Source organism: Amycolatopsis sp. M39 (assembly GCF_001651785.1).
Taxonomy (GTDB): domain Bacteria; phylum Actinomycetota; class Actinomycetes; order Mycobacteriales; family Pseudonocardiaceae; genus Amycolatopsis; species Amycolatopsis rubida.
The window spans coordinates 116,284-130,383 of sequence record NZ_LWSF01000001.1 but is presented as its reverse complement, the minus strand read 5'-3'; the positions used below and the strand labels follow the sequence as shown (position 1 = coordinate 130,383).

The window sequence follows — 14,100 nt, the reverse complement described above, 5'->3', positions numbered from 1 at the left end:
CTCTTACACCGTGGAGAACCCTGTCTGGGAGGTCGCGCGGCCCAGTCACGCGGGCCCGTTCCCCCTTGGCGGATTCCGGCACCGGACGGGCGGGACGGTCGAGCTGCGGGTCGTGCCGCATCCGGCGATCACGGTGGTGCTGGAGTTCGGCGACGGCAAGCTCCTTCTCGACGACGGCGCGCAGCACGGCAGTTTCGTCGCCGGGCTCGCGCCGCGCGGCGTGCGGATCCGGGGAGAAGGCGTCGCATGCGTCGAAGTCCGGTTGCCGCCGCTCAATGCTGCCGGGTTGGGTACTGGGCCCGCGGAACTGGACCGGACGGCCGGGCTGGCCGAACTGTGCGGCCGGGACGCCGATCGGCTTCGGGACCAGCTGAGCGAAACCGGTTCATGGGACACTCGGTTCGCGCTGGTGGAAGCCGCTTTCGCCCGCCGGATCTCAGCGGTTCCGGCGGCGGATCCCGAGGTTGCGTGGGCTTGGCGGCGGATCGTCCAGAGCCGCGGCCGGGTGCGGGTCGAGTCGCTGGCGGCCGAGTTCGGGTGGAGCAGGCGGCGGTTGTGGGACCGGTTCCGGGCGCGGGTCGGAGTGCCGCCGAAGCGAGCGGCGAAGCTGGTGCGTTTCGACCATGCCGCGCGCCGGCTGGCGGCCGGGGCCAGTGCGGCCGAGGTCGCTGCCGGGTGCGGGTACGCCGACCAGTCGCATCTGCACCGGGATGTCGTGGCGTTCGCCGGGGTGAGGCCAGGTGTCCTGGCCGGTGACCCGGGGTTCGCGGCGGATCGCAGCGCGTTCGCCTGAACATTTGTGCAATACCCGCCGGTTCCACTCGCGGCTCCCTGCGGGCATGCCGAAAAAACTGCGGGGCGCGAAGATCTTGCTGACCGGAGCGACCGGCGGAATCGGCCGGACGCTCGCCCGCACACTGGCCGCGCACGGTGCCGATCCCGTGCTTACCGGACGCCGGGCCGAACTGCTCGAACCGCTGGCCGCGCAGGTGGGCGGCCGCGCGGTTCCGGCTGACCTCGCTGATCGTGGTGCGGTCGAGGAACTTCTCGCTGCTGCTGGGGAAATCGACATCGTCGTGGCGAACGCGGCACTTCCCGCGACCGGGTTGCTGGCCGGCTATTCACTCGACCAGGTCGACCGGGCGCTTGAGGTGAACCTGCGTGCGCCGGTCGTGCTGGCGAAGCTGGTCGCCGAGCAGATGCTCGCACGGCGGCGCGCGCACCTCGTCTTCATCTCGTCGCTGTCCGGGAAGACCGCGTCCGGGCAGGCTTCGCTGTACAACGCGACGAAGTTCGGGCTACGCGGCTTTGCACTCGCGCTGCGGGAGGACTTGCGCCCGTTCATCAGAGATGCGGGCATGTTCGCCGATTCGGGTGCGATCTTGCCGCCCGGCGTCGGTGCCCGGACAACGGACGACGTCGCGCGGGCGACGGTGCGGGCGATTGAACGCGACCTTGCCGAGATCGACGTGGCTCCGTTCGGGTTGCGGCTGACGGCGCTGCTCGGCGGGATCGCGCCGCGGTTGGCGGCGGCGGTGCAACGCCATCTCGGTGCGGAGACGATCACCGAGCAGCTGGCGGAGGGGCAGCGGACCAAGCGCTAGCGTTTCGGCCAATGCCAAGCCGGTTGGTCCAGCCGTCCCTGTCCAGCGACCACCGTCGCGCCGAAATCCTTCTCCAGTTCCAGTACCGAGGCGTCCTCGAGAAACCGGACCAGCAGCTGGGAATGCGACACCACCAGCAGTTGCGTCTTCTTCGCCGCGGCGGTGATCAACGCGGCCAGCGCTGGCAGGAGGTCCGGGTGCAGGCTGGTTTCCGGTTCGTTCAGGACCAGCAGCTCCGGCGGGCGCGGGCTCAGCAGCGCCGCGGCCCAGAGCAGGTAGCGCAGGGTGCCGTCGGAGAGTTCGGCGGCGCTGAGCGGGCGCAGCAGGCCGTGTTGGTGGAAGAGGAGGTCGAAACGGCCGTCGGTGACGGCTATTTCCACGGACGATCCGGGGAAGGCGTCGTCGATCGCGGTGGTCAGGGCGTCGGCGTCGGTGGATTCCTGGATGGTGCGCAGAGCCGCGGCCAGGTCGCCGCCGTCGTGGTCCAGAGCCCGGGTGCGGGTGCCGATGCGGCTTTGCCTTCCCGGAGCGTCGGCGTCGGTGCGGAAGTGGTCGTAGAACCGCCACCCGCGGACTCGGTCGCGGACGATCAGGAGTTCCGGGCACCGGCGCGGGTCGGCGACTTCGCTCAGCATGCTGTCAGTGAGGCCGATCGAGTGCCCGCTCTCGACCCAGGATCCGGACTCGTCGCGGATGCGGACTCTCGTGCCGGAGCGGTCGGCCAGCAGTGCGGACGGGTGCGGTACCGGGCCGTGCCAGACGCATTCGCGTTTGTATTCCGGGTCCAGGTTGAAAGCAGTTGGAGAGGGCTCGCGACTGGGCACGGGCAGGCCGAAGTCGAGGGCGTAGCCGAATTCGTCGCCGGAATAGCCGAGCCGCAGCCCAACCGAGGTGGTGCGCTGCACGGGTTGCACCGGTGACCGTCCCTCGCGAACGGCTCGGCCGATCTTCTCCGGACCCGCCCACAGCGTCGAGGGCAGACCGCCTTCTCCGGCCAGAGCGGCGACCGCGCCGTTGCGTCCCGCGTCGGCCAGCAGCCGCAGCGCGCGGTACAGGCTGGACTTGCCGGTGCCGTTCGCGCCGACGATCACGGTGAGCTGCGACAGCGGCAGCACCAGGTCACGCAGCGAGCGGTAGTTCTGGATCGCCAGGGTGGTCAGCACACCTTCACCTCCGCGGGCAGGCCGAAGCGCGGGAACAACTCGGGTTCGAGGAACCAGGTGACGGTGCGGATGCGGTCGCCCCACGGCGCGAGGACGAGGATTCCGGCGGGACACCCCACCGTTCCGTCGGGTTCGGTGAGGTAGCAGGCGAAGGCCGGATGGGTGTTGGCGCGGGTCGGGAACAGGCGGAACCGTCGAGTGCCGCGCCACTGCCCGAACCTGGTGAGGAACGCGGTGATGGCCTCGCGGCCGACGTATTCGTGCGGGGCGGGCGGCATAGCGAGCCAGCCGTCGTCGGTCAGGAGGGCGACTACGCCTTCGACGTCTCCCTCGCTGAACGCGTCCGCGAACCGTTGCGCGATCTCCCGTTCGCGTGGTGCTGGCGGAGCGGGTTCGACGGTCTGCCGCAGCTTGGCTCGCGCGCGTTGCAAGGCGCCTTTGACCGCGGTGGAGCTGGTCTCCAGCAGGTCGGCGACCTCGGCGGTCGAGTAGTCGAGTACGTCCCGGAGCAGGAGGACAGCGGCCTGGCGCGGCGGGAGTTTCTGCAGGGCCGCGACGAACGCCAGCTCGAAGGTTTCCTTGGCGCTGTAGTGCGCGGCGGGGTCGTCCGGCACGGGCTGCAACCAGGTCACCTCGGTGCGGCGCGTGGGCTCGGTCGGGGTGAACGGCGGCGACGGTTCGGCCGGGACGCGACGGCCTGCGTCGCGGAGGGCGTTGAGGCAGCGGTTGGTGGCGATCCGGTACAGCCAGGAGCGCACCGAGGCGCGACCGGCGTAGCCGTCCAGCCCGCGCCAGGCGGCGAGGAGCGTTTCTTGCAGGAGGTCTTCGGCGTCGGCGAGGGAGCCGAGGATGCGGTAACAGTGCACTTGCAGCTCGTGCCGATAGGGCTCGACCAGCTCGCGGAAGGCGTGCGCGTCTCCGGCCCGTGCGCGATCGAGAATGTCCTGGCCCACCTCTGGCATCCTGCCATCGTTCCGTTTCCCGGGCAGGCGGTGTCGGTACTGGTGACCCCTGAGAAAGGCGAAACGATGAACCCTGTCGACGATCTGGCCGCGGTCCTGGACTCCACCAGCGCGCTGGTCGCTGGCGTGTCTCGCTGGGACGCGCCGACGCCGTGCCCGGAGTGGACGGTCCGCGAGCTGGTGAACCATCTGGTCCTCGGACACCGGCTGTTCACCGCCGTCCTGCGCGGCGAGGAGGGCGGCTCGCTGGACCCTCATACCGCCGAGGCGCTCGGCGGCGATCCGGTCTCGGCCTATCGGGACGCGGTTGCCGGTCTGCTCGCGGCGTTCCGGCAGCCGGGGGTGCTGGAGCGGACTTTCGAGATCCCAGCCGGGACGGTTCCGGGGATCGCCGCGCTGCATCTGCGGATCGTCGAGGAACTCGTGCACGGCTGGGATCTCGCTCGCGCCACTGGGCAGGAGGCGAAGTTCGAGGATGCCTTGGTGGAGCGGGAAATCGCGTTCAGTGCGGCGAAACTCGCTGACCTTCCGCCGGAGCGTAGCCCCTTCGCGCCGCCGGTGCCGGTCGCCGAGGACGCGCCGCCGTTGGATCGGCTGGTCGCGTTGCTCGGACGGTCGCCGAGTTAGGCGACGCGGAATTCCAGGAGGCCTCGTTGTTCGGTCAACGGGGTCGCCGATTCCACAACCAAACCTGTCGAATCGGCGAGAGCACGGAATTCTTCCACACGTCGTTCACGGCCACCGAAATGGACCAGCATGACCAAGTCCATTTCGGTGCGCGCGTGAATTCCGCTGACCGCTTCGATGGCGAGAATCCGCCCGGACCGGCCTGCCGCTTCCGCACACCGGTTCAGGATGCGGCGGGCGTTTTCGTCGTCCCAGTTGTGCAGGATGTCCACCAGGACATAGGCATCCGCGCCAGCTGGGAGCGGACCGAAGAAGCTGCCGCCGCGTACCTCGACCCGGTCCGCGAGGCCGCGGGCGGCGAAGGCGGCGCGGGCCTCGCTCGCGGTCGGTTCGAGGTCGATCAGGTGGGCGCGCAGTTTCGGGTTTTCTTCGAGGATTGCGGCGAGCAAATCTCCTCGACCGCCGCCGACGTCGACTACCGCGGCGAAAGAAGACCAGTCGATTCCGGCGACCACTTGCGGTATCTCCGTGCGGAACCGGTTGGTCATCTGCTGGTCGAAAGACTTCCGCAGATGCGGTTGTTCGGCGAGATCGGCCCAGAAATCCCTGCCATAACGGCGGGAGTAAGCCGCCTCGCCGGTCCGGATGCTGTGCGCCAGCTCGACGAAAGCGAGTTCGGCGCGACCGGCGGCGCGGTCCAGGTGCAGGAGGTTGGCCACGCCGTTTTCCTTGTCCTGACAGAGATTCGCGCCGTACGCAGTCGTCAGGTAGCCCTCGTCGGTGCGCTCGACCACGCCGAGGGTGACCAGGTGGCCGAGCAGGACGTCGAGCGCGATCGGCGAGAGATCCAGTTCTGCTGCGACGTCGTCGACAGTGCCAGGAGCGCGCAGCCGGTCGGGCAGGCCGAGCGTCACCGCGACTCGCAACGCCATCGGGGTCGCCAGGCTGGCAGCACGGAGGAGGCGGTTCGCGTCATCACTCACGTGACTCCACTTTGCCAGCCTGGTCAACGGGCTTTCCTGGCTATGCGGCGGCCCGGCGGTTCACCGAACAGGTCGGCGAGCCTCCGATGGCCTGCCTTTCACTGGCGGCCGAACTGCTCCGCACCACATCGATTCTCCCTGCGAGACAACGAAATCCTAGGCCGGACGACCTCGGCAGAGGATCCGGAGCATTTCGTCCGCTTAGCCAAGCTAGCCTAAGCTGACGGGCAGTGTCCAGGCACCGCGAGGAGAACCGATGTCCCGCCCGCGCAAGGTCCGCAAGGACGCGGAGGCCAACCGTGAACGGCTGCTCGCCGCGGCTGCCGCGGCGATGCTTCGCGGAGGCCGGCATGTCCCGCTGGCCACCATCGCCGCCGAGGCCGGTCTCGGGATCGGCACGCTCTATCGCAGCTACGCCGACCGCGACGCGTTGCTCCAAGCGCTGGAGCACCGCGCGTACGGCCTGCTCAACAGCCTGCTCGACCAGCTCGACGACGACAGCACCGGCCTCAACCAGGTCCGCCGCTACCTCGAAGGCACCGTGGACATCGCCGACCAGCTCGTCCTTCCGCTGCACGGCGCACCTCCGCTCGGCACACCGGAAGCGGTAGCAGCCCGAAAGTCAATTTACCGACGGCTCGAATTCTTCCTCGCGACCGGCCGCGAGGACGGCACCATCCGCGGTCCGGTCAACGCCACCGATCTCCTCGCGTTCAGCACCCTGCTCACGCAGCCGAAGGCGTCCGTTCTCGACTGGGCCCACCTGGCGAGACGGCAGATCGCGCATTTCCTCAACGGCCTCGCGGCCGAGGGGCCGATCGAAGTGCCTGGCCCCGCTGTCGAGCGCGACGACGTCGAGCGAGCCTTCGAAGGCCGGACGAACAGTTAGAACGTCTTCCGAACGATCGGCCATGTTACCGTCGGGCGTCGTCAAGGAGGTGGGGATGCCCGCAGCAGGCACCCGCAAACCGATGCGCGAACGGTTCCGCGAGCAGGTGCGCGAGGAGGTCAAATCCGCCGCACTCGACCAGCTCACGGCCGGGGGCGCGCAGGCGATCTCCATCAACGCCATCGCCAAGCAGCTCGGCGTGTCCGGGCCGGCGCTCTACCGCTACTTCTCCAGCCGCGACGAACTGCTGAACGTCCTGGTCATCGACGCGTACAACGACCTCCGCGAGGCCATGGCGCACGCACTCGACACCGACGCACCCGACACGGAAGCGCGGATCCGGCTGCTGGCCGCCGCCTACCGGGGCTGGGCGCGGAAAGAGCCGCACCGGTACGAATTGCTGTTCAAGGCACCGTTCCCCGGCTACGACGCGCACGCCAAGCCGCTCGCCGACGCGGCCCGTGCGCTGATGGGCGTGGTGCTGGGGGTGTTGCACCACCTCGATTCCGCCGCCGAGGCGAGGCCGACCGCCTACGAGAACGAGGAAGTGCTCCTCGCGCGGCGGGCGAACACCGAGAACCACCAGCTGGCGGTCGCGTTGTGGTCGCGGCTGCATGGCTTTGTCAGCCTCGAAATCGGCGGTGGCTTCACCGCGATGGGCCTCGACGCCGACGCGTTGTTCGAGACCGAAGTACAGGTGCTGACGGACCGGGCCCGCCGCGCCAGCTGATCACCGGCGAGACGCGCGCGGCTTCGCCCCCAACGCCACTGCCAGCACGGCTCCGGCGACCATGCACGCGCCGACGACCCACAAACCGGTCCGCTGCGTACCGGTCAGGTCGCGCAGCCAGCCCGTCACGTACGGCGCGACGAACCCGCTCAGGTTGCCCAGCGCGTTGATCAGCGCGATCCCGCCGGCAGCCGCCGCGCCGGACAGGAAGTTCGAGGGCAGCGCCCAGAACGTCGGCAGCGCCGCGCACACGCCCATCGCGCAGATGGTCACCGCGGTCATGGTGGCGTAAGGGTTTCCGAGGTACAGCGCGACCGGGATCGCCGCGCCGCCGACGAGCATCGGCAGCGCGACGTGCCACGTCCGTTCCCCGGTCCGATCGCCGTGACGCGCCCACGGGACCATCACCAGCGCACCCGCGACGTACGGGATCGCGTTCACCAAACCCGCCTGCAGCACCGTGAGTTTGGTGCCGAACTCCTCGCCGAACCCGGCGATGATCGTCGGCAGGAAGAAGCCCAGCGCGTACAGGCCGTAAACCACCGCGAAGTACACGAACGCGAGCCCGAGGATCCGCGGGTGCGTGAGCGCTTTCCGCAGCGGCCAGTGGTGTTCGGCTTCGGTGGCCCGGCGTTCGGCGTCGAGTTCGCTGGTGAGCCAGTCGCGTTCCTCGGCCGACAGCCACTTCGCGGTTTCCGGCCGGTCGCTCAGGCAGAACCACGTGACGACGGCCAGCAGGATCGCCGGAACGCCTTCCACCAGGAACATGAACCGCCAGCCGGACAGGCCGAACACGCCGTGCCCGCCGCTGATCAGCAGGCTGGAGACGGTCGAGCCGATCGCGCTCGACACCGGCACCGCGCACATGAACAGCGCGACTGCCTTCGCCCGCTGCGCCGCCGGGAACCAGTACGTCAGATACAAAATGATGCCTGGGAAGAATCCCGCCTCGGCGACACCGAGCACGAACCGCAGCACCACCAGCGTCGTGGTGTTCGGTACGAACGCCATCGCGACGGCCACCGCGCCCCAGGTGATCATGATCCGCGCGATCCAGCGGCGCGCGCCGAACCGGTGCAGCGCGAGATTGCTCGGCACTTCGAGGATCAGGTAGCCGATGAAGAAGATCCCGGACGCGAGCCCGAACGCCGTCGCGGTGAGGCCGAGTTCCTTGTTCATCCCGTTCGGACCGGCGAACCCGATGTTGACCCGGTCCAGGTAGTTGACGAAGTACAGCAGCATCAGCAGCGGCATGACCCGCACCGCCGCCTTGGCCATGACCCGGTTGCCCAGTGCGCTCGTCTTCGTCGGCATGTCCGGATCTCACCCGCCCGGACCCCGCTGAGTCAAGGTTTCGCGTAGTGCCCGGCGACCGCGGCGAACGCCTCCTTCGGTTCCCAGTTCAGCCCCGGGTACGCCGTGCCCGAACCGTCCTCCAGCATCCGCACCAGCCCGAAGCTCGCGAGGTCGAGGTCGCCGGGGTAGTTGTAGAGCGCGAACAGGAACACGAACGCGCTGTCCACGCCCTCCGCGTCGAAGATCTCCAGCAGTTCGCGCAGGTACGCGGCCTGTCCGGCTTCGTCCCGCTCGTACTCGCCGTCGATGCGGAGCGGATCGCCGGTTTCCTTGTCGTACTCCACGATTTCCATGCTCCGCGGCGCGACATCGCCGGACCCGCGCCAGGTCGCCGTGCCGAAACCGGTGATCGCGACCGGTTTCCCTTGCGCCACCAGGGTTCGCACGCCTTCCTGGAAGATGTCGGCGATCTCGGCGGAGCGGATGAGCTCCACCGTGACGAAGTCGAACCGGCTCCAGTCCACCTGCTCGAACTGGATACACGCGTAGGTGACCAGGCCGTGGAACCGTTCCCGCACGACCTTGACCGCGGCGTCGAGGAACGGGTCGAGCCGTTTGCCCACCTCAGCCAGCCGCTCGGCGCGGCCCTCGGGTTCGGCGAGCAGCAGGCTGACTCGTTCGGCGGTGTCCTTGCCGGGCAGGAAGCCTTCGTTCATCACGCTCAGCTCGACGCCGGTCACGAACACGACGTTCGCCCCGGTGGCGCGCAACCGTTCCGCGCGGGTGGCGCAGTCGGCGAAGAGGGCGAGGATCTCGTCGTGGGTCAGCTCCAGCGGATACGGCGAGAACCAGACCTCCAGCCCCAGTTCGGCGGCCCACCGCGAGGCCTGCTCCAGCCGATCCGGATCGCCGCCGACGACGTGCACCGCGGTGCAGTGCAGGTCGTCGCGGATGATCGCCAGCTCGCGCTTCACCGTCTCCGGCTCGAAGCTCTCCCGCGACGACCGTCCATTGCGGACGAACCCGGTCTCGTAGGTCATTCCCTTGCCGCGCATGGCGGTTTCCTCTCACTCGGGGACGCCGCCCACCTTACGCACGAAACTTGCGTGTACGCAAGTTTGCGTAGGCGCATGAACACTGCGAGACTGGTCAGGTGACCGGATTGCGCGAACGGAAGAAGCAGGCCACTCGCGTCGCCTTGCGCGAAGCAGCCCTGCGGCTGGCGATCGAACACGGGCCGGCGAACGTACGCGTCGACGACATCGCCGAAGCGGCCGGAGTGTCACCGCGGACCTACAACAACTACTTCTCCAGCCGCGAGGAAGCGATCGTCGCGGCGGTCACCGCGGATCGCGAGAACCGGATCGCCGCCGCGGTCGCCGAGCGCTCGCCGGACACCCGGCTGGCCGAGGCGATCCTCGACGCGATCGCGGAGCAGTACACCGATCCCGGCGAGCAGAGCCGCGACGCACTCCTGCTGATCACCACGAACCCCGGGCTGCGCACGGCATTTCTCGACGCTCCGGCCGCCCTCGAAGACCCGCTGCAGAAGGTGATCGCGGCCCGGGCCGGCGACCCGCGGATCGCGCGCGTGCTGGCCGCGTCCATCGCCGCGGCGGTCCGGGTCGCCTTGGAGCAGTGGACGCAACCAGCAGGCAACGGCCTGGTCGTGGTGTCCGGTTCGCTGCCGGATCTGTTGCGGCGAACGCTGGAGCCGCTCGTTCCGGCCCTCGACGCCGCAGAGGCGGACTAACCGCCCCGAGCCGCCGGGCTCCCCGGCGCGAGGCGAATCCCGGCTGAGCCTTCATGAACTCGGCCTGATACCCGGCTCTCCAGCAGCACCAGAGCCGACCCAGGCCAGTGAATCCCCACCCGTCCCGCCGTTAGCTCCGACATTCTCTTCACAAGTTTGTGAAAGATGTGTACATTCTGAACTATTCAGAGGGGAAGGAGCGACGATGACCCGTCAGGCAGGACTCCCGCTCGAAAGGGGCACGTGTCCGTTCGATCCGGTACCGGCCCAGCGCACCCAGGCTCCGGTCGAGCCGCTGACGTATCCAGACGGCGCCAAGGGCTGGTTCGTCACCGGATACCAGGAGGCGCGGGCGGTCCTCGCGGACAAGCGGATGTCCGCACGGGCCGAGCTGGCGAAGGTCCCGTTCGACCTCGGCCCGCTGCCGCCGCCGAAACCGGCCGACCCGGGCGTGTTCACCGGAATGGACGACCCGGACCACCATCGCTACCGCAAGCTGCTGACCGGGGCGTTCACCGTGCACCGGATGCGCAGCCTGGAGGACCGGGTCGGCGAGATCGTCGACGCCCACCTCGACGCGATGGCGGCCGCGGACGGCCCGGTCGACCTGGTGGAAGCGTTTGCGCGGCCGGTGCCCTCGCTGGTGATCTGCGAACTGCTCGGCGCCCCCTACGATCGCCGCGCCGAATTCGACGGCTACACCAGGACCATGTTCGCCACGGACATCCCGGTCGCCGAGCGGATCGACGCCACCCAGGGCGTCGTCGCGTTCATCGCCGGGCAGATCGAGCGGAAGCGGAAGGACCCGGGCGACGATCTGCTGTCCGACCTGGTCCGCGGCGGCGAGCTGAGCGACGAGGAACTCGCCAACATCGGGATGATGCTGCTGGTCGCCGGATTCGAGACGACCCGCAACATGATCGCGCTCGGCACGCTGGCGCTGCTGGAGAATCCGGAGCAGCTGGCGAAGTTCAAGGCCGACCCGGAGCTCACCGCGGGCACGGTCGAGGAACTGATGCGCTACCTCAGCGTGATCCACATCGGACCGATCCGCACCGCGCTGGAGGACGTCGAACTCGGCGGCGTGACGATCAAGGCGGGCGACCCGGTCGCCATATCGCTCCCGGTCGCCAACCGGGATCCGGAGAAGTTCCCGGATCCAGACAGCCTGGACGTCACACGCAAGGCGACCGGGCAGCTCGGCTTCGGCCACGGCGTGCACCAATGCCTCGGGCAGCAGCTGGCGCGGGTCGAAATGCGGATCGCGCTGTTCCGGCTGTTCGCGCGGTTCCCTGACCTGCGGCTCGCGGTGCCGTTCGCCGAGGTGGACCTGCCGCACGACGCGTCGATCTACGGTCCGGTGCGGCTGCCGGTGACCTGGCGGCGGGAGTAGCCTGGCAGCGGCGGATCGAACACCGGAATCGAGGTTTTCCGCGCTGTGCATGCGATTGCGCTGATTGGCGCCTTCACGTTCGTCTGGTTCGGGATGGTGCTCGCCATCTCGTTCCTGGAAGCCCCGCTGAAGTTTCGCGCGCCGGGGGTCACCATCCCCCTCGGGCTCGGCATCGGCCGGATCGTGTTCCGCGCCTTGAACATCGCCGAGGTTCTGCTCGCGGCGGGCATCGTGGTCACTGTGGCGGCCGGGCAGCCGAGCACTGCGGTGACGGTGCTGGCGGCGGTGGCGGCCGTGGTGCTGATCGGGCAGCTGGGGGCGGTCCGTCCGGCGTTGAACCGGCGGACGGACCGCGTCCTCGCGGCCCCGGAAGGCGTGGAGCTGCCGCGCTCCCGGGCGCATTTCGTTTACCTCGCCGCGGAAACCGTGAAGGTGCTCGTGCTGCTGGCGCTCGGGGTTCTGACCGTGGCGGGTTAGGAGCTCAGGCGAACCCTTCCGGTGCCGCGCTGTGGCGGAACACCTCGCGGGCGTCCACGCGCCCCATCTCCGGGTCGAGTTCGCAGTACACCGTGAGCGGTTCTGCGCGGGGCGGCCCCGTTCGTCGAGGTCCGTGAACCGGCCCAGCGAAATGTCCCGCATCGCTTCCTGCGGATTTCCACCGCGACGCCGCCGATGTCGAGCTGCTCGGCGAACGTCCGGGTCGCCGAGGTCGCGGCGATGGAATCGCCAGCGACCAATTCGTCGCCGAACCAGTGGTCTCCGTTCGCGTGCCGGTGCTGTCCTTTGGCGCAGGGAACGTCTTGGGGCATGCCCACCTCCTAGCGGACGTGCACTTCAGCTGCGCCTCGGCGAGCAGGCGGACGTCCTCTTCCGGAAGCACTGCCGGACGACCTTCGCCGACCAAGACGTCGCCCTTTTCGGCGGCGGCACCTGCTCAGCCCTGGCGCGCACCTCGGCCCTGCCTCGAAGAAGGCGACCATCTCCGTCGGGACTTCGGTTTCCCCTAGGCACAAGGCTCGCAAGACCCGCGCCGGATCCACGACAGTCGCAGCCACCTTGCACTTGAGTCCATGTTTGTACTTGCGTCCAATAAGTGCGCCGCGACGGACGCGGCGTCAAGGACGCCATTCAGCAGGCGCCGCGAAGAAATGATGGTTGACTGCGAGGCATGACGGCAGAAGCGACGAGCGATCGGCGGACCAGGCAGCGACACGAACGCCGGGACCGGCTGTTCCAGTCGGCCGTCGAGCTGTTCGTGGAACGCGGCTACGACAACACCACGATGGAGGACATCGCCGAACGCGCCGACACCGCGCGCGCCACCGTGTTCAACCACTTCCAGCGCAAGACGGCGTTCCTCGACGAGTGGAGCCTGCGGCGCCGCGAACGCGCGATGACCGCGGTGCGCGCCGAGAACCTGGAGGACCGGCCGCTGCGCGAGGTGCTCAGCCGGTACCTGATCGAGCTGGCGCGCAACAGCCTCGACTCCCGAGCGGAAACCGTCGCCTGCATGGGCGCGGCGATCCACTCCACCAACGTGTTCGGCAATCCGGAACTGGCGCGTCAGTTCGGCGCGTTCGTCGCGCGGGCACAGGAGGCTGGCGAGATCCGGCCGGATATCGACCCGGCGCAGGCGGGGTTGCTGCTCGCCACGGCGTATTTCGGGACGCTCAGCTCATGGATCGAGAGCGAGGCCGCGCCGTTCGATCTGCAGGAGCATCTGCTGAACCTGGTGGAGATGATTTTGCGCGGAATCGCGGCGGACTCGCCGTCGTGAGTGTTTATCCCGATTCCAACCGGGACAAACACTCACGACACCCGCACCCCCGCGACCCCAGACAGCAACTCGCCCATCTCCACCACCACCCGCGGCTCACCGCCGCTCAACGGCACCGCAGTGATCCGCCCGCCAAGGTCGGACACGTAGGCGACCTCGTCGTCCACCGCCAGGCCGATCGCCTCGGTGAAGCCGCTCGCCAGGATCTCCGGCTCCGCGCCCTTCTCCCCTGGGCCAGGAATCAGCGCACGGTTCAGCGTGTTGCCCTTCGGAGCCGCACCACGGTCAGTCCAGTACAGGTACCCGCCATGGATTTCCAGGTCGATCGGTTCCGGCAGGTGATCCCACAGGGTCTCGGCANTCTCGGCATCGGACCGATCGCGTGCGGTCTCCCCCGAAGGGATCTCTAGCCCAGCACGGAAAATCCGGCCAACGCCGCCCTTAGCCGGCCCCTTCTGCGTCCAATACAGATGCGTAGCGTCCACAGTAACGCCGACGCATTCCTGCATCCCGCTGTCGTCGGGCTCGTTCACGATCAGGTCCGTGAGTCCCGTGCCGTCCGGACGCACCCGGGTGATCCGGTAGCCCTCCCGGTCACCCCAGTACAGGGAACCGTTGTACGCCAACTGTTTCCCAGTAGTCAGAGTTCCATTCGGGACCACATCGCGCGCACCGGTGCCGTCAAAGGAAACCGCGTGCAGGCCGCCATTTCGCGCGGAGTAGTCGAGACCGGCTTCGCCCGGCACCGACGGGTCGCGCGAAGGCATGCCCATGGTGGTCCAATAAACAGTGCCATCGGCGACGACAACGCCATCCGGCGAGACACCAGCGTCTTTGTACAGCGGGGTAACCTGCCCGTCGGGAAGTCCGACGCGGTAAATCGTCCCGGTGCGAATGCCCAGCACCACTAGCTCGCTGAACAT

At 68.7% G+C, this 14,100-nt stretch carries 15 protein-coding genes; 9 read left to right on the top strand and 6 right to left on the bottom strand.

Annotated elements, in window-relative coordinates:
* The first annotated feature begins 10 nt into the window (after positions 1–10).
* Complete coding sequence (locus tag A4R44_RS00665; protein WP_067575393.1) at positions 11–793, top strand: helix-turn-helix domain-containing protein; 783 nt, start codon at positions 11–13, stop codon at positions 791–793.
* A gap of 46 nt (positions 794–839) precedes the next feature.
* On the top strand, positions 840–1,604 hold the full coding sequence (locus A4R44_RS00660; protein ID WP_067575391.1) for an SDR family oxidoreductase: 765 nt from the start codon (positions 840–842) through the stop codon (positions 1,602–1,604).
* On the opposite strand, the gene A4R44_RS00655 is transcribed toward A4R44_RS00660, so the two are convergent.
* Both A4R44_RS00655 and A4R44_RS00650 read right to left on the bottom strand, forming a co-directional pair.
* Positions 1,601–2,767 (bottom strand): AAA family ATPase, encoded by a 1,167-nt coding sequence (locus A4R44_RS00655; protein ID WP_067575389.1) that lies wholly within the window; start codon positions 2,765–2,767, stop codon positions 1,601–1,603. The genes A4R44_RS00660 and A4R44_RS00655 overlap by 4 nt on opposite strands.
* Positions 2,761–3,729 carry an RNA polymerase subunit sigma-70 gene (locus tag A4R44_RS00650; RefSeq protein ID WP_202507368.1) on the bottom strand — a complete coding sequence of 323 codons (969 nt, stop codon included), beginning with the start codon at positions 3,727–3,729 and terminating at the stop codon, positions 2,761–2,763. The genes A4R44_RS00655 and A4R44_RS00650 overlap by 7 nt, the downstream gene beginning before the upstream one ends.
* Before the next feature lie 66 nt (positions 3,730–3,795).
* Here A4R44_RS00650 and A4R44_RS00645 point away from each other — a divergent pair, with 66 nt between their 5' ends.
* Positions 3,796–4,356 (top strand): TIGR03086 family metal-binding protein, encoded by a 561-nt coding sequence (locus tag A4R44_RS00645; RefSeq protein ID WP_067575384.1) that lies wholly within the window; start codon positions 3,796–3,798, stop codon positions 4,354–4,356.
* Here A4R44_RS00645 and A4R44_RS00640 read toward each other — a convergent pair.
* Entirely contained in the window at positions 4,353–5,288 is a 936-nt protein-coding gene (locus A4R44_RS00640; RefSeq protein ID WP_067576493.1) for a methyltransferase, read from the bottom strand. The two genes, A4R44_RS00645 and A4R44_RS00640, sit on opposite strands and share 4 nt — an antisense overlap.
* 307 nt (positions 5,289–5,595) lie before the next feature.
* Between A4R44_RS00640 and A4R44_RS00635 the strand changes: the two genes are divergently transcribed.
* Together A4R44_RS00635 and A4R44_RS00630 are read left to right on the top strand one after the other, a co-directional pair.
* Positions 5,596–6,228: a TetR/AcrR family transcriptional regulator gene (locus A4R44_RS00635; protein WP_067575381.1), complete on the top strand. Its 633-nt coding sequence runs from the start codon at positions 5,596–5,598 to the stop codon at positions 6,226–6,228.
* Positions 6,229–6,283: 55 nt separating this feature from the next.
* A complete protein-coding gene (locus A4R44_RS00630; protein ID WP_067575380.1) occupies positions 6,284–6,958 on the top strand; it encodes a TetR/AcrR family transcriptional regulator in 675 nt (224 codons plus the stop codon).
* On the opposite strand, the gene A4R44_RS00625 is transcribed toward A4R44_RS00630, so the two are convergent.
* Both A4R44_RS00625 and A4R44_RS00620 read right to left on the bottom strand, forming a co-directional pair.
* Positions 6,959–8,272 carry an MFS transporter gene (locus tag A4R44_RS00625; protein WP_067575378.1) on the bottom strand — a complete coding sequence of 438 codons (1,314 nt, stop codon included), beginning with the start codon at positions 8,270–8,272 and terminating at the stop codon, positions 6,959–6,961.
* Positions 8,273–8,304: 32 nt separating this feature from the next.
* Positions 8,305–9,309 carry a hypothetical protein gene (locus A4R44_RS00620; protein WP_067575376.1) on the bottom strand — a complete coding sequence of 335 codons (1,005 nt, stop codon included), beginning with the start codon at positions 9,307–9,309 and terminating at the stop codon, positions 8,305–8,307.
* 98 nt (positions 9,310–9,407) lie between these two features.
* On the opposite strand from A4R44_RS00620, the gene A4R44_RS00615 reads away from it, so the two are divergent.
* The 4 genes from A4R44_RS00615 (at position 9,408) to A4R44_RS00600 (ending at position 13,177) form a co-directional block, all read left to right on the top strand.
* Positions 9,408–10,007, top strand: a complete 600-nt coding sequence (locus A4R44_RS00615) for a TetR/AcrR family transcriptional regulator (protein WP_067575374.1) — start codon at positions 9,408–9,410, stop codon at positions 10,005–10,007.
* Between the two features lie 205 nt (positions 10,008–10,212).
* Entirely contained in the window at positions 10,213–11,400 is a 1,188-nt protein-coding gene (locus A4R44_RS00610) for a cytochrome P450 (RefSeq protein WP_067575373.1), read from the top strand.
* Between the two features lie 93 nt (positions 11,401–11,493).
* On the top strand, positions 11,494–11,877 hold the full coding sequence (locus A4R44_RS00605) for a hypothetical protein (RefSeq protein WP_067576492.1): 384 nt from the start codon (positions 11,494–11,496) through the stop codon (positions 11,875–11,877).
* Positions 11,878–12,568: 691 nt separating this feature from the next.
* Positions 12,569–13,177, top strand: coding sequence for a TetR/AcrR family transcriptional regulator (locus tag A4R44_RS00600; protein WP_067575371.1), 609 nt, complete (start codon positions 12,569–12,571; stop codon positions 13,175–13,177).
* Between the two features lie 32 nt (positions 13,178–13,209).
* Here the strand turns inward: A4R44_RS00600 and A4R44_RS00595 are convergent, their stop codons facing one another.
* The gene (locus A4R44_RS00595) at positions 13,210–14,100 is read right to left on the bottom strand and encodes a hypothetical protein (protein WP_067575368.1); all 891 of its coding nucleotides are present in this window, start codon (positions 14,098–14,100) and stop codon (positions 13,210–13,212) included.